24 protein-coding genes and 2 pseudogenes are annotated in these 23,178 nt (G+C 50.2%); 20 read left to right on the forward strand and 6 right to left on the reverse strand.

The genetic code is table 11. The features are described 5' to 3' along the window. Nucleotides 1-148 precede the first annotated feature (148 nt). The 4 genes from hglS (at nucleotide 149) to rimL (ending at nucleotide 4,337) form a co-directional block, all read left to right on the forward strand. Nucleotides 149-1,492 (forward strand): 2-oxoadipate dioxygenase/decarboxylase HglS, encoded by a 1,344-nt coding sequence (gene hglS, locus HEM79_RS16805; RefSeq protein ID WP_176241047.1) that lies wholly within the window; start codon nucleotides 149-151, stop codon nucleotides 1,490-1,492. A 224-nt stretch (nucleotides 1,493-1,716) separates the two neighbouring features. Then, nucleotides 1,717-3,372 (forward strand): glucan biosynthesis protein OpgD, encoded by a 1,656-nt coding sequence (opgD, locus tag HEM79_RS16810; protein ID WP_071990632.1) that lies wholly within the window; start codon nucleotides 1,717-1,719, stop codon nucleotides 3,370-3,372. A 141-nt stretch (nucleotides 3,373-3,513) separates the two neighbouring features. Continuing rightward, nucleotides 3,514-3,738, forward strand: a complete 225-nt coding sequence (locus HEM79_RS16815; RefSeq protein ID WP_010351400.1) for a YdcH family protein — start codon at nucleotides 3,514-3,516, stop codon at nucleotides 3,736-3,738. Nucleotides 3,739-3,800: 62 nt separating this feature from the next. After that, entirely contained in the window at nucleotides 3,801-4,337 is a 537-nt protein-coding gene (rimL, locus tag HEM79_RS16820; protein WP_021550822.1) for a 50S ribosomal protein L7/L12-serine acetyltransferase, read from the forward strand. On the opposite strand, the gene ydcK is transcribed toward rimL, so the two are convergent. Then, on the reverse strand, nucleotides 4,332-5,312 hold the full coding sequence (gene ydcK / locus HEM79_RS16825) for a YdcK family protein (RefSeq protein WP_176241048.1): 981 nt from the start codon (nucleotides 5,310-5,312) through the stop codon (nucleotides 4,332-4,334). The two genes, rimL and ydcK, sit on opposite strands and share 6 nt — an antisense overlap. Before the next feature lie 123 nt (nucleotides 5,313-5,435). On the opposite strand from ydcK, the gene tehA reads away from it, so the two are divergent. From tehA to HEM79_RS16840, 3 genes are all read left to right on the forward strand, one after another. After that, nucleotides 5,436-6,428, forward strand: coding sequence for a dicarboxylate transporter/tellurite-resistance protein TehA (tehA, locus tag HEM79_RS16830; RefSeq protein WP_001190281.1), 993 nt, complete (start codon nucleotides 5,436-5,438; stop codon nucleotides 6,426-6,428). Next, complete coding sequence (gene tehB / locus HEM79_RS16835) at nucleotides 6,425-7,018, forward strand: tellurite resistance methyltransferase TehB (RefSeq protein ID WP_176241049.1); 594 nt, start codon at nucleotides 6,425-6,427, stop codon at nucleotides 7,016-7,018. The genes tehA and tehB overlap by 4 nt, the downstream gene beginning before the upstream one ends. A gap of 283 nt (nucleotides 7,019-7,301) precedes the next feature. After that, nucleotides 7,302-7,970, forward strand: coding sequence for a DUF3313 domain-containing protein (locus tag HEM79_RS16840; RefSeq protein WP_021550819.1), 669 nt, complete (start codon nucleotides 7,302-7,304; stop codon nucleotides 7,968-7,970). A gap of 34 nt (nucleotides 7,971-8,004) precedes the next feature. On the opposite strand, the gene ydcO is transcribed toward HEM79_RS16840, so the two are convergent. Beyond that, nucleotides 8,005-9,216 carry a BenE family transporter YdcO gene (gene ydcO / locus HEM79_RS16845; protein ID WP_176241291.1) on the reverse strand — a complete coding sequence of 404 codons (1,212 nt, stop codon included), beginning with the start codon at nucleotides 9,214-9,216 and terminating at the stop codon, nucleotides 8,005-8,007. 52 nt (nucleotides 9,217-9,268) lie between these two features. Between ydcO and HEM79_RS16850 the strand changes: the two genes are divergently transcribed. Then, the gene (locus HEM79_RS16850) at nucleotides 9,269-9,805 is read left to right on the forward strand and encodes a helix-turn-helix domain-containing protein (protein WP_176241050.1); all 537 of its coding nucleotides are present in this window, start codon (nucleotides 9,269-9,271) and stop codon (nucleotides 9,803-9,805) included. Between the two features lie 72 nt (nucleotides 9,806-9,877). Beyond that, nucleotides 9,878-11,839 carry a 23S rRNA 5-hydroxycytidine C2501 synthase gene (rlhA, locus tag HEM79_RS16855; protein ID WP_176241051.1) on the forward strand — a complete coding sequence of 654 codons (1,962 nt, stop codon included), beginning with the start codon at nucleotides 9,878-9,880 and terminating at the stop codon, nucleotides 11,837-11,839. Between the two features lie 93 nt (nucleotides 11,840-11,932). Here the strand turns inward: rlhA and HEM79_RS16860 are convergent, their stop codons facing one another. Further along, nucleotides 11,933-12,163: a YncJ family protein gene (locus tag HEM79_RS16860; RefSeq protein ID WP_000494239.1), complete on the reverse strand. Its 231-nt coding sequence runs from the start codon at nucleotides 12,161-12,163 to the stop codon at nucleotides 11,933-11,935. A gap of 221 nt (nucleotides 12,164-12,384) precedes the next feature. Between HEM79_RS16860 and HEM79_RS16865 the strand changes: the two genes are divergently transcribed. From HEM79_RS16865 to patD, 8 genes and pseudogenes are all read left to right on the forward strand, one after another. Further along, a complete protein-coding gene (locus HEM79_RS16865; RefSeq protein WP_021550815.1) occupies nucleotides 12,385-12,561 on the forward strand; it encodes a type II toxin-antitoxin system HicA family toxin in 177 nt (58 codons plus the stop codon). A gap of 44 nt (nucleotides 12,562-12,605) precedes the next feature. Continuing rightward, entirely contained in the window at nucleotides 12,606-13,022 is a 417-nt protein-coding gene (hicB, locus tag HEM79_RS16870) for a type II toxin-antitoxin system antitoxin HicB (RefSeq protein WP_077629270.1), read from the forward strand. Nucleotides 13,023-13,100: 78 nt separating this feature from the next. Then, the gene (locus HEM79_RS16875; protein WP_176241052.1) at nucleotides 13,101-14,510 is read left to right on the forward strand and encodes an aminotransferase-like domain-containing protein; all 1,410 of its coding nucleotides are present in this window, start codon (nucleotides 13,101-13,103) and stop codon (nucleotides 14,508-14,510) included. Nucleotides 14,511-14,751: 241 nt separating this feature from the next. Beyond that, nucleotides 14,752-15,897: a putative ABC transporter substrate-binding protein YdcS gene (ydcS, locus tag HEM79_RS16880; RefSeq protein ID WP_176241053.1), complete on the forward strand. Its 1,146-nt coding sequence runs from the start codon at nucleotides 14,752-14,754 to the stop codon at nucleotides 15,895-15,897. Between the two features lie 17 nt (nucleotides 15,898-15,914). After that, nucleotides 15,915-16,928: an ABC transporter ATP-binding protein gene (locus tag HEM79_RS16885; RefSeq protein ID WP_176241054.1), complete on the forward strand. Its 1,014-nt coding sequence runs from the start codon at nucleotides 15,915-15,917 to the stop codon at nucleotides 16,926-16,928. After that, nucleotides 16,929-17,870, forward strand: a complete 942-nt coding sequence (locus tag HEM79_RS16890; protein ID WP_176241055.1) for an ABC transporter permease — start codon at nucleotides 16,929-16,931, stop codon at nucleotides 17,868-17,870. After that, nucleotides 17,860-18,654: pseudogene (locus HEM79_RS16895) on the forward strand (ABC transporter permease). Before HEM79_RS16890 ends, HEM79_RS16895 begins: the two are co-directional and overlap by 11 nt. Before the next feature lie 21 nt (nucleotides 18,655-18,675). Further along, the gene (patD, locus tag HEM79_RS16900) at nucleotides 18,676-20,100 is read left to right on the forward strand and encodes an aminobutyraldehyde dehydrogenase (protein WP_176241056.1); all 1,425 of its coding nucleotides are present in this window, start codon (nucleotides 18,676-18,678) and stop codon (nucleotides 20,098-20,100) included. Nucleotides 20,101-20,198: 98 nt separating this feature from the next. On the opposite strand, the gene yncL is transcribed toward patD, so the two are convergent. Continuing rightward, nucleotides 20,199-20,294: a stress response membrane protein YncL gene (yncL, locus tag HEM79_RS16905; RefSeq protein ID WP_071598995.1), complete on the reverse strand. Its 96-nt coding sequence runs from the start codon at nucleotides 20,292-20,294 to the stop codon at nucleotides 20,199-20,201. Between the two features lie 193 nt (nucleotides 20,295-20,487). Here yncL and HEM79_RS16910 point away from each other — a divergent pair, with 193 nt between their 5' ends. After that, nucleotides 20,488-20,661 (forward strand): GhoT/OrtT family toxin, encoded by a 174-nt coding sequence (locus HEM79_RS16910; protein ID WP_000051844.1) that lies wholly within the window; start codon nucleotides 20,488-20,490, stop codon nucleotides 20,659-20,661. Between the two features lie 85 nt (nucleotides 20,662-20,746). After that, nucleotides 20,747-20,980, forward strand: coding sequence for a DUF2526 family protein YdcY (gene ydcY / locus HEM79_RS16915; RefSeq protein ID WP_000018633.1), 234 nt, complete (start codon nucleotides 20,747-20,749; stop codon nucleotides 20,978-20,980). On the opposite strand, the gene HEM79_RS16920 is transcribed toward ydcY, so the two are convergent. After that, nucleotides 20,981-21,430 carry a DMT family transporter gene (locus tag HEM79_RS16920; protein ID WP_176241057.1) on the reverse strand — a complete coding sequence of 150 codons (450 nt, stop codon included), beginning with the start codon at nucleotides 21,428-21,430 and terminating at the stop codon, nucleotides 20,981-20,983. Beyond that, a complete protein-coding gene (locus HEM79_RS16925; RefSeq protein WP_021550810.1) occupies nucleotides 21,427-21,945 on the reverse strand; it encodes a GNAT family N-acetyltransferase in 519 nt (172 codons plus the stop codon). Before HEM79_RS16925 ends, HEM79_RS16920 begins: the two co-directional genes overlap by 4 nt. Before the next feature lie 180 nt (nucleotides 21,946-22,125). Between HEM79_RS16925 and curA the strand changes: the two are divergent. Continuing rightward, nucleotides 22,126-23,162: pseudogene (curA, locus tag HEM79_RS16930) on the forward strand (NADPH-dependent curcumin/dihydrocurcumin reductase). Nucleotides 23,163-23,178: the final 16 nt, after the last annotated feature.

The following is a 23,178-nucleotide window of genomic DNA, read 5'->3' on the forward strand; positions in this document are numbered from 1 at the left end:
AAATATTATTAACATATAAAGCAATTTTGTTACGTTTCCAGGCGTGGTTTTACTGATTTCGTGGGGAGATCACAGTTTGTAAATTCTTCCCACCAGAGTAAATGTGGTTACCTACACTCCAGATTACTGACCACTGGAGGCAGAGATTATGGCGAACAGCATCACGGCGGATGAGATTCGGGAACAGTTTTCGCAGGCTATGTCAGCCATGTATCAGCAAGAAGTTCCACAGTACGGTACGCTGCTGGAACTGGTGGCTGACGTCAATCTGTCTGTGCTGGAAAACAATCCCCAATTGCATGAAAAAATGGTAAATGCGGACGAACTGGCGCGACTTAACGTTGAACGTCATGGGGCGATTCGCGTCGGCACCGCGCAAGAACTTGCCACTCTACGGCGGATATTTGCCATTATGGGGATGTATCCGGTCAGTTATTACGATCTCTCGCAGGCTGGCGTGCCGGTACATTCCACGGCATTTCGTCCTATCGATGATGCCTCGCTGGCGCGTAATCCTTTCCGGGTTTTTACCTCATTACTTCGCCTTGAGCTCATCGAAAACGAAACCTTGCGCCAGAAGGCGGCGGAGATTTTACATCAGCGCGATATCTTTACCCCGCGTTGTCGACAGCTGTTAGATGTATATGATCAGGAGGGCGGCTTTAGCAAAGCTCAGGCGCGGGAGTTTGTGCAGGAAGCCCTGGAGACGTTTCGCTGGCATCAGTCAGCAACAGTAGATGAAGAAACCTATCGCGCGTTGCACAACGAACATCGACTGATTGCTGATGTGGTCTGTTTTCCTGGCTGTCATATTAACCACCTGACGCCACGCACGCTCGACATTGACCGGGTGCAGTCGATGATGCCCGAATGCGGTATTGAACCCAAAATTCTGATCGAAGGGCCGCCGCGCCGCGAGGTGCCGATTTTACTGCGCCAGACCAGCTTTAAGGCGCTGGAAGAGACCGTGTTGTTTGCTGGGCAAAAGCAGGGAACGCATACCGCACGCTTTGGTGAGATAGAGCAACGTGGTGTGGCGTTAACGCTGAAAGGACGGCAACTGTATGATGAGCTTCTGCGTAACGCCGGAATCGGACAGGATAATCTCACTCACCAACTGCATTTGCAGGAAACCTTCAGCGCCTTCCCGGACAGTGAATTTCTGATGCGCCAGCAGGGATTGGCATGGTTTCGTTATCGCCTGACGCCATCGGGTGAGGCGCATCGTCAGGCAATCCATCCCGGTGACGATCCACAACCTTTGATCGAACGTGGTTGGGTAGTGGCGCAACCTATTACTTATGAGGATTTCCTGCCGGTTAGTGCAGCGGGGATCTTCCAGTCTAATCTGGGTAATGAAACGCAAATGCGCAGTCACGGTAATGCCAGTCGGGAGGCTTTTGAGCAGGCGCTGGGGTGTCCGGTATTTGATGAATTTCAGTTGTACCAGGAAGCGGAAGAACGCAGTAGACGCCGCTGTGGTTTGCTTTAAATTCTGGCCATCCGACTTTGCAAAAATTTGCCTGATTTTACAAACGAATCAGGCTCTTCCCATCGACAGAAAAAAATTGCCGATTTATGCATATTCTCTGAGTTCAACAATTGGATTATTAATAAATATTGTCTAGAGTGAGCGGTCATTAATAAGCATTTTCTTGCCGCTGAATACGACCAGCGCGGGACCATTCACTACACCAGAAGGACTCACTTTCAGGTATGGATCGTAGACGATTTATTAAAGGTTCAATGGCTATGGCCGCCGTGTGCGGGACTAGCGGCATTGCTTCTCTTTTTTCTCAGGCTGCGTTCGCAGCAGAATCTGACATTGCCGACGGGCAAACCCAGCGTTTTGACTTCTCTGTTTTACAGTCGATGGCGCACGACTTAGCGCAAACAGCGTGGCGTGGTGCGCCGCGTCCGTTACCCGATACGTTGGCGACGATGACGCCGCAGGCTTATAACAGCATTCAGTATGACGCCGAAAAATCACTCTGGCATAACGTTGAGAACCGCCAGCTGGACGCTCAGTTCTTCCATATGGGGATGGGATTCCGTCGCCGTGTTCGCATGTTCTCTGTTGATCCAGCAACACATCTGGCGCGCGAAATACACTTCCGTCCGGAGTTGTTCAAATACAACGATGCGGGTGTTGATACCAAACAATTAGAAGGGCAAAGCGATCTCGGTTTTGCGGGGTTCCGTGTATTTAAAGCCCCGGAACTGGCGCGCCGCGACGTGGTTTCTTTCCTGGGAGCCAGCTATTTCCGTGCCGTTGATGACACTTATCAATACGGTTTATCGGCGCGTGGTCTGGCGATCGACACTTACACCGACAGCAAAGAAGAGTTTCCCGACTTTACCGCCTTCTGGTTCGATACGGTAAAACCTGGCGCGACCACTTTTACCGTTTATGCGTTGCTCGATAGCGCCAGCATTACCGGTGCTTACAAGTTCACCATCCACTGTGAGAAGAACCAGGTGATTATGGATGTCGAAAATCATCTGTATGCGCGTAAAGACATTAAACAGCTGGGCATCGCGCCGATGACCAGTATGTTCAGTTGCGGGACTAACGAACGTCGTATGTGCGACACCATTCATCCGCAAATCCATGATTCCGACCGTCTTTCCATGTGGCGGGGCAATGGTGAGTGGATCTGCCGTCCGCTGAATAATCCGCAGAAATTGCAGTTCAATGCCTATACCGATAACAATCCAAAAGGGTTTGGCTTGTTGCAGCTGGATCGTGATTTCTCCCATTATCAGGACATTATGGGCTGGTATAACAAACGCCCAAGTCTGTGGGTGGAACCGCGTAACAAGTGGGGTAAGGGCACTATCGGTTTGATGGAGATCCCGACGACCGGCGAAACGCTGGATAATATTGTTTGTTTCTGGCAACCAGAAAAAGCAGTCAAAGCGGGCGACGAACTGGCGTTTCAGTATCGTCTTTACTGGAGTGCGCAACCTCCCGTTCATTGTCCATTAGCACGAGTCCTGGCGACGCGTACTGGCATGGGGGGCTTCCCTGAAGGCTGGGCGCCAGGTGAGCATTATCCGGAAAAATGGGCTCGTCGTTTTGCCGTCGATTTTGTCGGTGGTGATCTGAAAGCTGCTGCGCCGAAAGGGATTGAGCCTGTTATCACACTTTCCAGTGGTGAAGCGAAACAAATAGAAATTCTCTACATTGAGCCGATTGATGGTTACCGTATTCAGTTTGACTGGTATCCGACTTCGGATTCAACTGATCCGGTCGATATGCGTATGTATTTGCGCTGCCAGGGCGATGCCATCAGTGAAACATGGTTGTATCAGTATTTCCCTCCAGCACCGGATAAACGCCAGTATGTTGACGATCGCGTGATGAACTAAGCGTCATTTTTTCGGCATCTTCTTCCGGGAGGGTGCCGTCTGGTTAAACACGATCCCGCTCGCATTTTTCCTCAAGTTAAATGGGTAATCTGATGTTGTATATTCCATATACATGTTGTCAGCCACTAACAGGGAGTGCGTATGTTTCCAGAATATCGAGATTTAATATCCCGTCTGAAAAACGAAAATCCTCGCTTTATGTCCTTGTTCGATAAACACAATAAACTTGATCATGAAATTGCCAGAAAGGAAGGTTCTGACGGTCGAGGATACAATGCGGAAGTCGCCCGCATGAAAAAACAGAAATTACAAATGAAGGATGAGATGCTTAAAATCCTGCAACAGGAGAGCGTCAAAGAGGTGTAAACTTTGCTGAGCCGCCTGCCAGGCGGCTTTTTTAACGACTGCAAAGAGTGACTGGAGATAAGATGACTGAAACGATAAAAGTAAGCGACTCACTTGAATTACATGCCGTTGCAGAAAGTCACGTCACACCCCTTTATCAGTTAACCTGTAAAAATAAAAACTGGTTACAGCAGTCGCTAAACTGGCCGCAGTTTGTTCTCAGCGAAGAGGACACGCGAAAAACGGTGCAGGGGAATGTGATGCTGCATCAACGCGGCTATGCCAAAATGTTTATGATTTTTAAAGAAAATGAACTCGTCGGCGTTATATCGTTTAATCGAATTGAACCGCTGAATAAAACCGCTGAAATTGGCTACTGGCTGGACGAATCCCATCAGGGGCAGGGGATCATTTCTCAGGCGCTACAGGCATTGATTCACCATTACGCCCAGTCTGGTGAACTTAGACGCTTCGTGATCAAATGTCGGGTGGACAATCCGCAAAGCAACCAGGTTGCCTTGCGCAATGGTTTTATCCTCGAAGGTTGCCTGAAACAGGCTGAGTTCCTTAATGATGCTTATGATGATGTGAACTTATACGCGCGCATTATCGAATCATAATAACCCTGCCAGAGGCGTTCGCGTAATACGTTCCTCACCGTTAATGACTTTTGGACCACGGACATGAATCGTGTCGCCATCAAAGGCTTCAACGACGGCGTGGTCGGTTACCTCGACATGGTTTTCAATCATTACCGCACCTGCAATACGGCTCTCACCTTGTATTATAACGTGCTCGTCGAGCAGAACCGGGCCGCCACGCACAACGGCATTTCCGCCAATCAGAACATGATGTTTTAACACGCAATTGCCTTCTACAATGGCATATTCCGCCACCTGAGAGCTGTAATGAATTGTTGGAATCGCATCTTCTCCAGTTCCGGCAATCACACGTGCGTGACCGTAGACTTTCGCACAGTCACACAGCCAGACGTTATTTTCTTCATTACCTTCAATACGCGCAAAATCAAAAACTTCGGCACGATGCTCAATAAAAGCATGGCGGACGACGGCATCGCCATAAATTTGCGCCTGATGGACAACGCGCGAGGCGCTGACGCTGGCTCGGTCATAAATTTGCAGCAGAAGATGGTGGTCGGGCGTTAACCCTTGTGCGGCGACGATCATTGAATGTTGATCGATACAGGCCTGACCAAAAATTCTACACTGACCGCAAACTAATGAATCACGAATTGTGACACTGTCACTTATATGAACGCCCTGGCTGATTTCACTATTATCGATCCAGGTGTTATCCGTCGCGCAAACCTCTCCCCATAGCACGCTGGTCCCGGTGATGCGCGTATTACCGGAAACAACCGTTCCGTCGAACGCGAGGGCATTCTGGTCGTAAATCCAGCAATTTCCTTCCTGCGCCAGCACAGTTTCGCTATCGATCCAACCACCAGCCGTTCCTGCTATCACATCGTTAAAATCGGCTATGGCAATAATCTGCCGTAATAGCACACTTTTTTTGAGGCCATCTTCTTGATAACTAAAGGCTCGTTGCTCTTCACTTAGACGATATTTGTGCATAGCGTTTTCCCGCAGGTGACTTACTATAATCGTAGCAAATTCTGCGACTCTGGCTATGTTTGAGAAATTTCCATAAAATGCATTTCAAATATACTTTATAAATTAAACAAAATGAGTAAGAAGATGCAGAGCGATAAAGTGCTCAATTTACCAGCAGGTTATTTTGGCATTGTGTTGGGGACGATAGGGATGGGATTTGCCTGGCGCTATGCCAGCCAGGTTTGGCAGGTCAGTCACTGGTTGGGGGATGGGCTGGTGATTCTGGCGATGGTCATCTGGGGATTATTGACCACCGCATTTATTACCCGACTTATGCGCTTTCCGCACAGCGTGCTGGCGGAAGTGCGCCATCCGGTGATGAGCAGTTTTGTTAGTTTGTTTCCGGCGACGACGATGCTGGTGGCAATTGGTTTTGTGCCGTGGTATCGCCCGCTGGCAGTGTGTCTGTTCAGCGTTGGGGTAGTGATTCAACTGGTTTACGCCGCCTGGCAAACTGCCGGATTATGGCGCGGTTCTCACCCTGAAGAAGCGACGACACCGGGGCTTTATTTGCCGACGGTTGCCAATAACTTTATCAGCGCGATGGCCTGCGGTGCGCTGGGTTATACCGATGCCGGACTGGTATTTTTAGGGGCTGGTGTCTTCTCCTGGTTAAGCCTTGAACCGGTGATCCTTCAACGACTGCGCAGTTCGGGAGAATTACCCACGGCGCTGCGGACATCGCTCGGCATTCAGCTTGCCCCTGCGCTGGTGGCTTGTAGCGCCTGGTTGAGCGTCAATGGCGGCGAGGGTGACACGCTGGCGAAAATGCTCTTTGGCTACGGGCTGCTGCAATTGCTGTTTATGCTGCGCCTGATGCCGTGGTATCTCTCACAGCCGTTTAATGCCTCATTCTGGAGTTTTTCGTTCGGTGTTTCTGCGCTGGCAACCACCGGTTTGCATCTGGGAAGCGGCAGCGATAATGGCTTTTTCCATACACTGGCGGTGCCGCTGTTTATCTTTACCAATTTTATTATTGCATTACTGCTCATCCGTACTTTCGCGCTTCTGATGCAGGGAAAATTGTTAATCAGAACTGAGCGCGCCGTTTTAATGAAATCCGAGGACAGAGAATGATCATTCGTGACGAAAACTACTTTACTAACAAATACGAACTCACCCGCACACACTCCGAAGTTCTGGACGCTGTGAAAATCGTTAAACCGGGGAAAACGCTGGACTTGGGCTGTGGCAACGGTCGTAACAGCCTTTACCTTGCAGCCAATGGTTATGATGTTGACGCATGGGATAAAAATGCCATGAGTATTGCCAACGTTGAGCGCATTAAAGCCATTGAAAATCTGGAAAATTTACGTACTCAGGTTATCGATCTGAATAGCCTCACGTTTGATGGGCAATATGATTTTATTCTTTCGACAGTGGTGCTGATGTTCCTGGAGGCGAAAACCATCCCAGGGCTGATTGCCAATATGCAACGTTGTACTAAACCTGGCGGTTACAACCTGATTGTGGCAGCGATGGATACCGCTGATTTTCCATGTACCGTCGGCTTTCCGTTTGCCTTCAAAGAAGGAGAGCTACGTCGTTATTATGAAGGCTGGGATTTATTGAAATACAATGAAGATGTCGGTGAATTACACCGCACCGATGCCAACGGTAATCGTATTAAACTGCGTTTCGCTACTATGCTGGCACGTAAGAAATGACCTGAAAAGGATCAACGTAAGAAGTTTGCCTGTTGATCTATTCGGTAAGCATATTTTTTAGCAGGATGATGTGAAATAAGTCACAGCGGATGTGCTTTTTTATCGCCTCAAGTCTCTGAAAATAAATCAATGATGATTGACTCAGCTCCTTTTTCAGCATTGACTATATTGTCGAAAAAGGGGCCGATAAATTTATTTCTGCCAACACTTTTTTTGCCACAACACGAAGCGGTGCTTTTTGCTATAACTTAAAAAGTAATATAATCATCTCAGGAAACTATTCATGCGTACCACATCAATTGCGAAAGTTGCAGCTTTATGCGGCTTGTTGGCTCTGTCCGGCTGTGCCTCTAAAATCACCCAGCCGGATAAATACTCTGGCTTTTTAAAGAATTACTCTGATCTTCAGGAAACAACATCGGCAACAGGTAAACCCGTTTTACGCTGGGTTTCCCCTGATTTCGACCAAAGTAAATATGACAGTATTGTCTGGAATCCAATCACTTATTATCCGGTGCCGAAACCCTCTACCCAGGTAGGGCAGAAAGTGTTGGATACAATTTTGAGCTATACCAATACCGAAATGAAAGAGGCTATCGCGCAGCGTAAACCACTGGTGACTACCGCTGGTCCGCGTAGTCTGATTTTCCGTGGTGCCATTACCGGTGTTGATACCAGCAAAGAAGGGCTGCAATTCTATGAAGTGGTTCCTGTTGCATTAGTGGTAGCGGGAACACAAATGGCAACCGGTCACCGTACCATGGATACCCGCCTGTACTTTGAAGGCGAACTGATTGATGCGGCTACCAATAAACCTGTTATCAAAGTCGTTCGTCAGGGCGAAGGTAAAGATCTGAATAACGAAAGTACGCCAATGGCTTTTGAAAACATTAAGCAAGTTATTGATGACATGGCGACCGATGCCACCATGTTTGACGTTAACAAAAAGTAATGCCAGTCGCGCCATCGTAAGATGGCGCTTCTTATTATCGGTTTCTGTCAGCAATTAAATTCAACACCACGTAACAGACGCCGCCGGCAATTAATCCCCAAAACGCCGAACCAATCCCAACCAATGTCAGCCCGCTCGCTGTTACCAGAAATGCCACCACAGCAGCGTCGCGCTCACGCTCATTATGCAGCGCCTGATACAAACTACCGCCAATGGTGCTTAACAGCGCCAGACCAGCCAGCATCTGGATCCAGCTAACCGGTAGGGCTGCCATCATTCCGGTAATGGCGCTACCAAACAGACCAGCAAGCAAATAAAAGACGCCCGCAACGGCGGCAGCCAACCAACGCCTATCTTTGTCCGGATGCGCTTCCGGGCTTTGGCAAATAGCGGCAGTAATTGCCGCGATACCGACGGAATAAACCCCGAAAGGGGAAAAAAACAGCGCCAGCAACCCTGTGAATACAATCAGTGGCGAAACCGGAGCCGAATACCCGGCTGCTTTCATTGCCGCAATACCCGGTGCGTTTTGCGACGCCATTGTCACCAAAAACAGAGGCAAGGCAACGCTAAGGCTATGAGCAAACGAAAAGTCAGGGGCTATATAAGCAGGGAGAACGGGTTTAAAGATAACGTCAGTTGTTACAACGTCACCTTGTGCGATAACGATCACGATCCCAATAATCATCGCGGCGATCACCGCATAGCGTGGCGCAAAGGCTTTCGTCGTCAGCCACACCAGCAACATACTGCCACACAACGTAAACTGACCATCCAGACTGGCAAACGCCTGTAAACCAAAGCGTAATAAAATCCCGGCAAGCATTGCTGCTGCAAGTGAGTGCGGAATAATGCGCATCAGACGAGCAAAGAGTCCCGTTATGCCGCAGAGGACAATTAATGCGTTAGTGACTATAAAAACGCCAATGGCTTCGCCGAGCGTTAATCCCTGTAAACCGGTGACTAACAACGCCGCGCCAGGCGTTGACCAGGCGGTGAGAACAGGCACGCGATACCATAATGTCAGAGCCAGCGTACTGACGCCCATTGCCAGTCCCAGCGCCGTCATCCAGCCGGAGATTTGTGTAGTGGTTGCTCCGGCGACGATCGCCGCTTGCCAGATTATTGCTGCTGAACTGGCGTAGCCAATCAATACCGCCAGAAACCCCGCCAGTAGCGTGGGTGGGGGAATAGAAAACAGACGCATAGTCACCTCGTGCGTTATAGCGTACAGGCACCGTATCATTTGTCCGTTATAACGCACAAGTGATAAACTCCTGTTTTGCAGGAGGACTCGCATGGAAAATCTCGCTCACTATTTATCCGCCACGCTAAAACAACTACGTCAGCAGCGCGGCTGGAGTCTTTCGCGACTGGCAGAAGCCACGGGCGTTTCTAAAGCGATGTTAGGGCAGATCGAGCGCAATGAATCCAGCCCGACGGTCGCGACATTATGGAAAATTGCCACCGGGATGAACGTGCCATTTTCGACATTTATTTCGCCGCCACAGACCGTCACGCCATCAGTTTATGATCCACAACAGCAGGCAATGGTGATCACTTCGCTGTTTCCTTATGATCCGCAACTCTGCTTTGAACACTTCTCGATTCAGATGGCACCCGGTGCAATAAGCGAATCGACGCCGCACGAAAAGGGGGTAATTGAGCATGTTGTCGTCATTGATGGGCAGTTAGATCTGTGCGTTGATGGTGAATGGCGTAGCCTTAATTGCGGAGAAGGTGCTCGTTTTGCTGCCGACGTCACGCATACCTATCGTAATGGCGGCAAGCAAGCCGTGCATTTTCATTCCCTTATTCATTACCCACGCAGTTAAGCGGGAAAACTATTTCGCAACGTCGCGCTTGTGGCTAAAATAGCCGCCATTTTTCAGCTACTGGATAAGAATGTGACCGTATCTTCTCATCGCCTTGAACTGTTAAGTCCGGCACGCGATGCCGCCATTGCCCGCGAAGCTATTTTGCACGGTGCCGATGCTGTTTATATCGGCGGCCCTGGTTTTGGTGCCCGTCATAATGCCAGTAATAGCCTGAAAGATATTGCCGAGCTGGTGCCATTTGCCCATCGTTATGGTGCAAAAATTTTCGTCACGCTTAACACCATTTTGCATGACGATGAACTGGAACCTGCGCAGCGACTGATTACCGACCTTTACCAGACAGGCGTTGATGCACTGATCGTTCAGGATATGGGGATTCTGGAACTTGATATTCCGCCGATTGAACTACACGCCAGTACGCAGTGTGATATTCGCACTGTAGAGAAAGCGAAGTTTCTTTCGGACGTCGGTTTTACGCAGATTGTGCTGGCGCGTGAGCTTAATCTGGAGCAGATCCGCGCGATTCATCAGGCCACGGACGCGACCATTGAATTCTTTATTCATGGCGCACTGTGCGTGGCCTATTCGGGTCAGTGCTACATTTCTCATGCGCAAACAGGGCGTAGCGCCAACCGTGGCGATTGCTCGCAGGCGTGCCGTTTGCCATACACATTGAAAGACGATCAGGGGCGGGTGGTTTCCTATGAAAAACATCTGCTGTCGATGAAAGATAACGATCAGACTGCCAACCTGGGCGCGTTGATTGATGCAGGCGTGCGTTCCTTCAAGATTGAAGGGCGTTACAAAGATATGAGCTACGTGAAGAATATCACCGCCCATTATCGCCAGATGCTGGATGCCATTATTGAAGAACGTGGCGATCTGGCGCGAGCTTCATCCGGTCGTACCGAGCACTTCTTCGAACCGTCGACGGAAAAAACCTTCCATCGTGGCAGCACAGACTACTTTGTTAATGCGCGTAAAGGCGATATTGGCGCGTTCGATTCACCGAAATTTATCGGCCTGCCGGTGGGTGAAGTCGTGAAAGTAGCGAAAGATCATCTTGATGTTGAGGTTACCGAACCGCTGGCTAACGGCGATGGCCTGAACGTAATGATTAAACGTGAAGTCGTCGGCTTTCGTGCCAACACGGTAGAGAAAACCGGGGAAAATCAGTACCGCGTCTGGCCAAATGAGATGCCAGCAGAGCTGCACAAAATTCGCCCGCACCATCTGCTTAATCGCAACCTCGACCATAACTGGCAGCAGGCGCTGACCAAAACCTCCAGCGAACGTCGAGTGGCGGTAGACATTGAACTGGGCGGCTGGCAGGAACAATTGATTCTGACTCTGACCAGCGAAGAGGGCGTCAGTATCACGCATACCCTGGACGGGCAGTTCGACGAGGCGAATAATGCCGAAAAAGCACTCAACAATCTGACCGAAGGATTGTCGAAGCTGGGGCAGACTATCTATTACGCTCGTAATGTACAAATTAACTTGCCGGGGGCGCTGTTTGTGCCAAATAGTCTGTTAAATCAGTTCCGCCGTGAGGCTGCTGAAATGCTGGATGCTGCGCGTCTTGCCAGTTATCAGCGCGGTAGTCGTAAACCGGTTGCTGACCCTGCGCCAGTTTATCCGCAAACACATTTGAGTTTCCTCGCGAACGTTTACAACCAGAAAGCGCGTGAATTTTATCATCGCTATGGTGTGCAACTGATTGATGCTGCCTATGAAGCGCATGAAGAGAAGGGCGAAGTGCCGGTAATGATCACCAAGCACTGTCTGCGCTTTGCCTTCAATCTGTGTCCGAAGCAGGCGAAAGGCAATATCAAAAGCTGGAAAGCAACGCCAATGCAGCTGGTTAATGGTGATGAAGTGTTAACGCTGAAGTTTGATTGCCGCCCGTGTGAGATGCACGTCATCGGCAAAATCAAAAATCACATTCTGAAAATGCCGTTACCGGGGAGTGTTGTCGCCTCCGTAAGCCCGGATGAACTGATGAAAACATTGCCGAAGCGAAAAGGGTAAAAACGCAAGTTTTCAGACCTGTTCACAACTTATTGAATTTGCAGATATTACAGGCCGGGTAAGGCGTTCATACCGTATCCGGCAACAAACGACTCAACGCTGTCCCGCTTCTGGTTTGCGTGACTTTTGCCAGTAAAAATGCTCGCGCAAACCTTCTGCCGATTCTTCCGCAACGGCGCGCAATTCATCACTGTCCGCTTCATGACGCAGTTGATGATCCACATTTTTTACCCACAAAAATTCATGTCCTTTGTGTCCTGCCATCAACTGTCCAGAGAACAGCGCACACGTTAATAAGACAACCGATAACGCCTTCGTAAACATCCCGACACCTTTTTCTTACCTTTTGCCGCTATGATGCCGATAGTTTCTTGAGGTTATTATTCAGTTTTGCAAATTAGCGCAAAGAAATTCTGGAATCAGCCTTCCTGATTTTGCATCGCATTCTGCCGTTGCGGCAATTAAGTGCTATTTTCGAGCAAATTACATACGGAGGTAAACAATAATGTTTACTTTGTTGATATACTCAGCGGCAGGGAGGCGATGTGAAACAAAACGAGTTCAGACGTTGGCTCGAATCTCAGGGCGTAGATGTGACGAATGGCAGCAACCATTTGAAACTCCGGTTTCGCGGGAGGCGCAGTGTCATGCCGCGTCACTCCAGCGATGAGATCAAAGAACCATTGCGTAAAGCCATTCTGAAACAACTCGGTTTGAGTTAATCGCCAGTTAAAAGGTTAATGACATGCGAGAGACAGTCGAAATTATGCGTTATCCCGTCACTCTTACACCCGCGCCGGAAGGCGGTTATGTGGTTTCTTTTGTAGATATTCCTGAAGCGTTGACTCAGGGAGAAACAGTCGCTGAAGCGATGGAGGCAGCAAAATATGCCTTAATCACCGCATTTGATTTTTATTTTGAAGACAACGAGCTTATCCCGTTACCTTCGCCATTAAATAATAACGATCACTTTATTGAAGTACCTTTAAGCGTCGCCTCTAAGGTATTGCTGCTAAATGCTTTTTTGCAGTCAGAAATCACCCAGCAAGAGCTGGCGAAGCGAATTGGTAAACCTAAGCAGGAGATCACCCGCTTGTTTGATTTGCACCACGCGACAAAAATCGACGCCGTCCAGCTTGCGGCTAAAGCTCTGGGCAAAGAGTTATCGCTGGTGATGGTTTAATTACAGTTAACGAAAAGTTGTCATTTTTAACAACTGATATAGACTGCCGGATCATCTGCACATAAAAACGATCCGATAATGAAAAAATACCAGCAACTGGCAGAACAATTACGTGAGCAAATTGCGTCGGGCATCTGGCAACCCGGCGATCGTTTGCCTTCGTTGCGTGAACAGGTGGCGCTTTCTGGCATGAGTTTTATGACCGTCAGCCATGCCTATCAGTTGCTCGAAAGTCAGGGGCATATTATCGCGAGACCGCAGTCGGGTTATTACGTTGCGCCACAGGCATTAAAACTGCCGAAAGCGCCAGTCATTCCGGTCACACGTGATGAAACGGTCGATATCAATACCTATATTTTTGACATGTTGCAGGCCAGTCGCGATCCTTCAGTGGTGCCGTTTGCATCCGCTTTTCCCGATCCGCGCTTGTTTCCGCTTCAACAACTTAATCGCTCCCTGGCCCAGGTAAGCAAAACCGCAACGGCGATGAGCGTGATTGAAAACTTACCGCCAGGAAACGCAGAACTGCGGCAGGCTATTGCTCGTCGCTATGCTCTACAGGGCATCACAATTTCGCCTGATGAGATCGTCATCACCGCCGGGGCGCTGGAAGCACTAAATCTCAGTTTACAAGCGGTAACCGAACCGGGTGACTGGGTGATTGTCGAGAATCCTTGTTTTTACGGCGCGTTACAGGCGCTGGAGCGGTTACGGCTGAAAGCGTTATCGGTGGCGACGGATGTTAACGAGGGGATCGACCTTCAGGCGCTTGAACTGGCGTTACAAGAGTATCCAGTGAAAGCGTGCTGGTTAATGACCAACAGCCAGAACCCGCTCGGTTTTACCTTAACGCCACAGAAAAAAGCGCGGCTGGTAGAACTCCTTAGTCAGTACAACGTGATGCTGATTGAAGATGACGTCTACAGCGAACTTTACTTCGGACGGGAAAAACCGCTGCCCGCAAAAGCGTGGGATCGCCACGATGGCGTGCTGCATTGTTCATCATTCTCCAAATGCCTAGTGCCAGGTTTTCGCATCGGTTGGGTCGCCGCAGGAAAACATGCGCGTAAAATCCAACGTTTGCAGTTGATGAGTACACTTTCCACCAGTTCACCGATGCAGCTTGCCCTGGTGGATTACCTTTCTACACGCCGCTATGATGCGCATCTGCGTCGTCTACGTCGTCAGCTCGCGGAACGCAAACAACGCGCCTGGCAGGCGCTGCTGCGTTACCTGCCTGCGGAAGTGAAAATACACCATAACGACAGTGGTTATTTTCTCTGGCTGGAACTTCCCGAACCGTTAGATGCGGGAGAATTAAGTCTGGCGGCACTGGCGCATCACATCAGTATTGCGCCGGGTAAAATGTTTTCTACTGGCGAACGCTGGTCGCGTTTTTTCCGTTTTAATACCGCGTGGCAATGGGGAGAGCGTGAAGAGCAGGCAGTAAAAGAATTAGGCAAACTTATTCAAGAACATCTTAAGTAGCTTTCAATTTAATTCCTCTCAGGTTGGGTAATATGAATTTCGAATAGAAGCCATATTTCGTAACCCCTTGTCTATACTCCAGAAGATAGCTTCACAGACGGCATAATGCGCGTTAGCTCACAACCTGATTAAATTTTCTCAGGGGCGAAGGTGTGCCTGCAAGCCGCCGTCTATGGTTAAACAAGGAGATATTTTTACGGCACGGCGGCTGAACAATTAATTACGACAGGAGTAAGACCTTATGAGCAAGACATTTGCCCGCAGCAGCCTGTGTGCGCTCACCATGACAATAATGACTGCCCACGCCGCCGAGCCCCCCACCAATTTAGATAAATCGGAAGGGCGCCTGGATATAATCGCCTGGCCGGGATATATCGAACGCGGACAAACCGATAAACAATACGACTGGGTAACGCAATTCGAAAAAGAGACAGGTTGCGCGGTGAATGTGAAAACCGCCGCGACTTCCGATGAAATGGTCAGCCTGATGACCAAAGGGGGTTACGATCTGGTTACGGCGTCCGGCGATGCCTCGCTGCGTTTGATTATGGGTAAACGCGTGCAGCCGATTAATACCGCGCTCATCCCTAACTGGAAAACACTCGATCCTCGTGTAGTAAAAGGCGACTGGTTTAACGTCGGCGGTAAAGTTTATGGTACGCCGTATCAGTGGGGGCCTAACCTGTTGATGTACAACACCAAAACCTTCCCGACACCGCCGGATAGCTGGCAAGTGGTTTTTGTTGAGCAGAATCTGCCGGACGGCAAGAGCAACAAAGGCCGGGTACAAGCCTATGATGGCCCCATCTATATTGCCGATGCCGCGTTGTTTGTCAAAGCTACGCAGCCGCAGTTGGGCATCAGCGATCCATACCAACTTACCGAAGAACAATATCAGGCGGTGCTGAAAGTGCTGCGCGATCAGCATGGGTTAATCCATCGCTACTGGCATGACACCACCGTACAAATGAGCGATTTCAAAAACGAGGGTGTCGTGGCTTCCAGCGCCTGGCCGTATCAGGCCAACGCGTTGAAAGCCGAAGGCCAACCGATCGCCACCGTATTCCCAAAAGAGGGCGTTACCGGCTGGGCCGACACCACCATGTTGCATAGCGAAGCGAAACATCCGGTTTGCGCTTACAAATGGATGAACTGGTCATTAACGCCAAAAGTGCAGGGCGATGTGGCAGCCTGGTTTGGCTCATTGCCGGTCGTGCCGGAAGGATGTAAAGCCAGTCCGTTATTAGGCGAAAAAGGCTGTGAGACCAACGGTTTTAACTATTTCGATAAAATTGCTTTCTGGAAAACGCCTATAGCAGAAGGGGGCAAGTTTGTTCCCTACAGTCGCTGGACGCAGGATTACATTGCCATTATGGGCGGTCGCTAACTTCGCTGAGGTGTTTTATGACGTACGCAGTGGAGTTTGACAACGTCTCGCGGTTGTACGGTGACGTGCGCGCGGTAGATGGCGTCAGTATTGCGATAAAAGATGGTGAGTTCTTTTCAATGCTGGGGCCGTCCGGCTCCGGCAAAACCACCTGCCTGCGCCTGATTGCCGGATTTGAACAACTTTCCGGCGGGGCGATCGCTATCTTTGGTAAACCCGCCAGCAATCTGCCACCGTGGGAGCGGGATGTTAATACCGTTTTCCAGGACTATGCGCTGTTTCCCCATATGTCGATTCTCGATAATGTGGCCTACGGGCTGATGGTCAAAGGAGTGGAGAAAAAACAGCGTTACATCATGGCGCAAGAGGCGCTGGAAAAAGTGGCGCTGGGTTTTGTTCAGCAACGTAAACCATCACAACTTTCTGGTGGTCAGCGCCAGCGGGTTGCTATCGCCAGAGCGTTAGTGAATGAACCGCGCGTATTATTGCTGGATGAACCACTCGGCGCGCTGGATCTCAAGTTGCGTGAGCAGATGCAACTTGAGCTGAAAAAGCTGCAACAATCTCTCGGCATTACGTTTATTTTCGTCACCCACGATCAGGGGGAAGCATTATCAATGTCCGACCGTGTGGCGGTGTTCAACAACGGTCGCATTGAGCAGGTCGATTCACCACGTGATCTCTACATGCGCCCGCGCACGCCGTTTGTTGCCGGATTCGTGGGTACATCCAACGTTTTTGATGCGCTGATGGCAGAGAAACTTTGCGGAATGATGGGTAGCTTCGCATTGCGCCCGGAACATATTCGCCTCAATACACCTGGCGAAGTGCAGGCTAATGGCACGATCCAGGCGGTGCAGTATCAGGGGGCGGCGACCCGTTTTGAACTGACACTGAGCGGCGGTGAAAAACTGCTGGTTAGTCAGGCCAATATGACGGGGGAAGAACTCCCCGCTACGCTTACTCCAGGACAACAGGTGATGGTTTCCTGGTCGCGTGATGTGATGGTGCCGCTGGTTGAGGAGAGGTGAATGGCGATGAATGTATTGCAATCACCTTCACGTCCAGGTCTGGGTAAGGTGTCCGGTTTCTTCTGGCGTAATCCGGGGCTGGGGCTGTTTTTACTGCTGCTTGGCCCGTTGATGTGGTTTGGCATCGTCTATTTCGGTTCGCTGCTGACGATGTTATGGCAGGGTTTTTATACCTTTGATGATTTCACCATGTCGGTAACACCGGAACTGACACTGGCGAATATCCGCGCGCTGTTTAATCCGGCCAATTACGACATCATTCTCCGCACGCTGACTATGGCTGTGGCAGTCACTATCGCCAGCGCCATTCTGGCTTTTCCAATGGCGTGGTATATGGCGCGCTACACCAGCGGTAAGATGAAAGCGTTTTTTTACATTGCAGTAATGTTGCCGATGTGGGCGAGCTATATCGTCAAAGCCTATGCCTGGACGTTATTGCTGGCGAAAGATGGCGTGGCGCAGTGGTTTTTACAGCATTTGGGGTTGGAACCGTTATTAACTGCGTTTCTCACGCTACCGGCGGTGGGTGGTAATACACTGTCAACTTCCGGACTGGGACGCTTTCTGGTGTTTCTCTACATCTGGCTGCCGTTCATGATTCTGCCGGTGCAGGCGGCGCTGGAGCGTTTGCCCTCGTCACTTTTGCAAGCCTCAGCGGATTTAGGCGCACGTCCACGGCAAACCTTCCGTTATGTGGTGTTACCGCTGGCGATCCCTGGCATTGCAGCCGGCTCTATTTTTACCTTCTCGCTAACGCTGGGCGATTTTATTGTCCCGCAGCTGGTTGGCCCGCCGGGGTATTTTATCGGCAACATGGTTTACTCGCAGCAAGGCGCGATTGGCAATATGCCGATGGCAGCAGCGTTCACCCTGGTGCCGATTGTTCTCATCGCACTGTATCTGGCGTTCGTGAAACGTCTGGGAGCGTTCGATGCACTCTGAGCGCGCACCGTTTTTCCTCAAACTGGCGGCCTGGGGCGGCGTGGTTTTCCTCCATTTTCCCATCCTGATTATCGCGGCCTATGCTTTTAACACTGAAGATGCGGCGTTTAGTTTTCCACCGCAAGGTCTGACGCTGCGCTGGTTTAGCGTGGCAGCACAGCGTAGTGATATTCTTGATGCCGTGACACTGTCACTTAAAGTGGCGGCGCTGGCGACATTAATGGCGCTGGTGTTAGGGACGCTGGCAGCCGCCGCGCTCTGGCGACGAGACTTTTTCGGCAAAAACGCCATTTCGCTGTTACTGCTGCTGCCTATTGCGTTGCCGGGCATTGTCACAGGCCTGGCGTTATTAACCGCGTTTAAAACTATCAATCTGGAGCCGGGATTTTTCACCATCGTAGTCGGTCATGCGACTTTTTGCGTAGTGGTGGTGTTTAACAATGTCATCGCCCGTTTTCGCCGTACCTCGTGGAGTCTGGTAGAGGCGTCAATGGATCTTTGAGCCAATGGCTGGCAAACCTTCCGCTACGTGGTGTTGCCGAATCTCAGTTCGGCGCTACTGGCAGGAGGAATGCTGGCGTTTGCCTTGTCGTTCGATGAAATCATCGTTACGACTTTTACGGCAGGTCATGAACGAACGTTACCGTTGTGGTTGCTCAATCAGCTTGGGCGACCGCGTGATGTACCGGTAACCAACGTGGTGGCACTGCTGGTTATGTTGGTAACAACCTTGCCGATCCTGGGAGCCTGGTGGCTAACCCGCGAAGGCGACAATGGTCAATAACCACTGATACAGGAATATGCTATGCAACATAAGTTACTGATTAACGGAGAACTGGTTAGCGGCGAAGGGGAAAAACAGCCTGTCTATAATCCGGCAACGGGGGAAGTATTACTGGAGATTGCGGAGGCATCCGCAGAACAGGTGGATGCTGCTGTTCGCGCGGCAGATGCAGCATTTGCTGAATGGGGGCAAACCACGCCAAAAGCGCGTGCGGAATGCCTGCTGAAACTGGCGGATGTTATCGAAGAAAACGGTCAGGTTTTTGCCGAACTGGAGTCCCGTAACTGTGGCAAACCGCTGCATAGTGCGTTCAATGATGAAATTCCGGCGATTGTCGATGTCTTCCGCTTTTTCGCCGGAGCGGCGCGCTGTCTGAATGGTCTGGCGGCAGGTGAATATCTTGAAGGTCATACTTCGATGATCCGTCGGGATCCGTTGGGGGTTGTGGCTTCTATCGCGCCGTGGAATTACCCGCTGATGATGGCTGCGTGGAAACTGGCTCCGGCGCTGGCGGCAGGGAACTGCGTCGTGCTTAAACCATCAGAAATTACCCCGCTGACAGCGTTGAAGCTGGCAGAGCTGGCGAAAGATATCTTCCCGGCAGGCGTGATCAACGTACTGTTTGGCAGAGGCAAAACGGTGGGTGATCCGCTGACCGGTCATCTCAAAGTGCGGATGGTGTCGCTGACGGGCTCTATCGCCACCGGCGAGCACATCATCAGCCATACCGCACCGTCCATTAAGCGCACTCATATGGAACTTGGCGGTAAAGCGCCAGTGATTGTCTTTAATGATGCTGACATTGAAGCGGTTGTCGAAGGTGTACGTACATTTGGCTATTACAATGCCGGGCAAGATTGTACTGCTGCCTGTCGTATCTACGCGCAAAAAGGCATTTACGACGTACTGGTAGAAAAACTCGGTGCCGCAGTGGCAACGTTGAAATCAGGCGCGCCGGATGATGAATCCACAGAGCTTGGCCCGTTAAGTTCACTGGCGCATCTCGAACGCGTCAGCCGGGCGGTGGAAGAGGCGAAGGCGACGGGACACATTAAGGTGATCACCGGCGGTGAAAAGCGGCAGGGTAATGGTTATTATTATGCGCCTACACTGCTGGCGGGTGCGTTACAAGAAGATGCTATCGTCCAAAGAGAGGTATTTGGGCCGGTAGTCAGCGTGACGGTCTTCGACAACGAAGAGCAAGTAGTTAACTGGGCGAATGACAGCCAATATGGCTTAGCTTCTTCAGTATGGACGAAAGATGTGGGTAGAGCGCACCGCGTCAGCGCGCGTCTGCAATATGGCTGCACCTGGGTTAATACCCATTTCATGCTGGTAAGTGAAATGCCGCACGGCGGGCAGAAACTCTCAGGCTATGGCAAAGATATGTCACTTTATGGGCTGGAAGATTACACCGTAGTACGCCACGTAATGGTTAAACATTAAGGATAATGTTGTAAATCTGGAGAGTGTGAGAAGATCTAACGCACTGTCAGAGAGTTGATTTTTCTCTGACAGTGCGTACTGCGTGCAATTTTGCTACATCAGATAAACCATCCAAATCTCATAGAGATAAGAGTAAACAACCCAACAGCAGCAAAGAGATTTATCAGCACTACAGTTCTACTGGAAACGTTCATTTTTGCCACCTTTTGTCATAGCCCTTATGTGTATAGTACGGGTTAAGAAAATCCGCAATCATACTTATTCTGAAGATGGACAAGAACATGCCGTAGGTTATTGAATTTATCTCAAATGGACTGAAAACTTGATATACATCAAGAAATGACGCATATTTGCGCGCGTTTTATTCATCTGGCTGGATGCCCGTACATGTCTCTTTTTCAATGTTTGCTTGTTTTTTATGCTGTCATGGCAGCAATCGCCTTTCTCATTACCTGGTTTCTTTCCCACGATAAGAAGAGCATTCGCTTTTTGAGCGCCTTTCTGGTGGGGATTACATGGCCGATGAGTTTTCCGGTGGCGCTACTGTTTTCTCTATTTTAAATCTCACTCGCTGGCTTGACGGCACAACGCAGACTTATATCATTTGGGTGAATCGATAAATTTCACAAGTGGCTAAGGAGAAAGTATGTCGCATCTGGATGAAGTCATCGCGCGCGTGGATGCCGCGATTGAGGAGAGCGTCATTGCCCATATGAACGAGTTGTTAATCGCCCTGAGCGATGACGCAGAGTTAAGCCGGGAAGATCGCTACACACAGCAGCAGCGTTTGCGTACCGCAATCGCTCATCACGGTCGCAAGCATAAAGAAGATATGGAGGCGCGCCACGAACAATTAACCAAAGGCGGCACCATCCTCTGATTAGAACGTGCGTCTGGCCACCAGCCAGGCGCCAACTACCAATAAAACTGCCCCGCAAATTGGGCCAATCAGCGCCCGAAGTGGCACGCCATGACTGCGGAAAATATCCAGCACCAGACCACCAATAAGTTGACTGGCGACCAGTACAGCAATGGTCGTTGCCGCGCCAACATTCTGATATCCGCTGATACTGGCGAAAACAAAAAACGATCCCAACAAACCAGGGATTAGAGTCCACCAGCGCACGCTGGAAACCAGTTCGCCAAAGCCTGCTGTTCCTTGCCTAAACCACAAAATAGACACGAACAGCACAATCCCCACCAGTGAATTCAGCAGCATGGCGATGAGAATGGTAGAGGATGTCTGGGTGATGCGTACCATCAATGTGTTTTGCACCACAAGACCAATCCCGGCAGCGATCAAAAAGGCAAGGGTAAGCGACTGATTCATTCGAGTGAATCCGGTTCGCTACGATCGTCGAGTTGTAATTGCATAAAGGTGAGATCCAACCAGCGACCAAATTTAGTACCAACCTGTGGCATTTGCGCTGTGACGACAAATCCCAGCGACTGGTGCAGATGCAACGACGCCTGATTTTGTGATTCTATGCCGGCAACCATCACATGCTTACCGCAGTTCCGCGCTTCATCAATCAACGCGCGTAACAATTTTCGCCCAAGACCTTTACCCTGATGATCCGGATGGACATAAACCGAATGTTCCACGGTATGGCGAAAACCGTCGAAACTACGCCAGTCACCAAACGAGGCATATCCTGTAACTACGCCATCTTCTTCGCTCACCAGCACCGGATAACCCGATAAAGTCCGTGCTTCAAACCAGGCAATGCGGTTATCTGTATCCACAGTCTGGTCGTTCCAGATAGCTGCCGTATGCAGTACAGCATGGTTATAAATTTCCGCAATTGCAGCACAATCGGCTTTGCGGGCAGAACGGATGGACATCTTAAGCCTCGATAAAATAATGATGATGACGTTATCAATACTATCGAAAACAGCCCGAAGCAACGGATTCCTCAATGAAATTATTGCGTGTCGCAGAGGGGATGTGACGGCTGCAAACAAAACCAATCCAGTGAGCCTGCTACTATTGATGGATTCATGCCAAAAGCACAGGAGAGCATTATGGAGCAACAAAAGCAGCGTAATCGCCGTTGGGTTCTGGCGTCGCGTCCACACGGCGCGCCGGTTCCGGAGAATTTCCGTCTTGAAGAAGATGATGTCGCCACACCGGGTGAAGGACAGGTGTTATTACGCACGGTCTACCTGTCGTTGGATCCGTATATGCGCGGGCGCATGAGCGATGAGCCATCTTATTCACCACCAGTTGATATTGGTGGCGTGATGGTCGGTGGCACGGTGAGTCGGGTGGTGGAATCTAATCATCCGGATTACCAGCCTGACGACTGGGTGCTGGGTTACAGCGGTTGGCAGGATTACGACATATCCAGTGGCGATGATCTGGTGAAACTTGGCGATCATCCGGAAAATCCTTCGTGGTCACTGGGTGTGCTGGGAATGCCTGGCTTTACGGCTTATATGGGGCTGCTGGATATCGGTCAACCCAAAAAGGGAGAAACGCTGGTAGTTGCTGCGCAACGGGGCCGGTTGGCGCGACAGTGGGGCAAATCGGCAAACTAAAAGGCTGCCGCGTGGTGGGTGTTGCCGGTGGCGCGGAAAAATGTCGTCATGCCACAGACGTTCTGGGTTTTGATGTTTGCCTTGATCATCACGCAGATGATTTTGCCGAACAACTGGCGAAAGCGTGTCCGAAAGGCGTGGACATCTATTATGAAAACGTTGGTGGTAAGGTGTTTGATGCGGTGCTGCCTTTACTCAATACATCCGCGCGTATTCCCGTTTGCGGTTTAGTGAGCGGTTATAACGCCACCGAACTGCCTTCCGGGCCGGATCGGTTACCGCTACTTATGGCTACGGTGCTGAAAAAACGTATTCGCCTGCAAGGGTTTATTATTAGTCAGGATTACGGTCATCGCATCCATGAGTTCCAGCAAGAGATGGGGCAATGGGTGAAGGAGGGGAAAATTCACTATCGTGAACAAATTACCGATGGTTTAGAGAACGCCCCGCAGACATTCATCGGCCTGCTGAATGGTAAAAACTTCGGCAAAGTCGTGATCCGTGTTGCGGATGATGATTAACATTTCAGGTGGCGGC

The organism is Escherichia sp. 93.0816 (genome assembly GCF_013368855.2).
GTDB classification, from domain to species: Bacteria; Pseudomonadota; Gammaproteobacteria; order Enterobacterales; family Enterobacteriaceae; genus Escherichia; species Escherichia ruysiae.